Source organism: Micrococcus sp. KRD077 (assembly GCF_017168505.1).
Lineage (GTDB): Bacteria > Actinomycetota > Actinomycetes > Actinomycetales > Micrococcaceae > Micrococcus > Micrococcus luteus.
Genome location: NZ_JABFAZ010000046.1, coordinates 1 through 251, shown reverse-complemented (window position 1 = coordinate 251; position 251 = coordinate 1). Strand labels below are relative to the sequence as shown.

General features: G+C 66.5%; 1 pseudogene. It reads right to left on the bottom strand.

From position 1 onward, the window contains the following. Positions 1–125, bottom strand: a pseudogene (locus J1M39_RS11000) (transposase); the annotation flags it as partial. Positions 126–251: the final 126 nt, after the last annotated feature.

Sequence of the window (251 nt, the reverse complement as noted above, 5' to 3'; positions counted from 1 at the left end):
ATGTCATCCAGGCCCCCGAGGCGCCGCTGGCCCTTGGGCACCAGGCGCGGGGTGAACGACCCGCCCCGGTCTCGCGGGACGTCCAGCTCGATCGGCCCGACCTCGGACTCCACGGTCTTCGGGGTGGGGCGTGTCAGATGGTCTGTGTAAGCCGTACCGAGAGGAACGGTAAGAATCATGACCATGATCGACGAGAAGAACCCAGGCGAGCCCTCGGGCCAGGACCTGGTCGAGCAGCTGAAAGCCTCAGG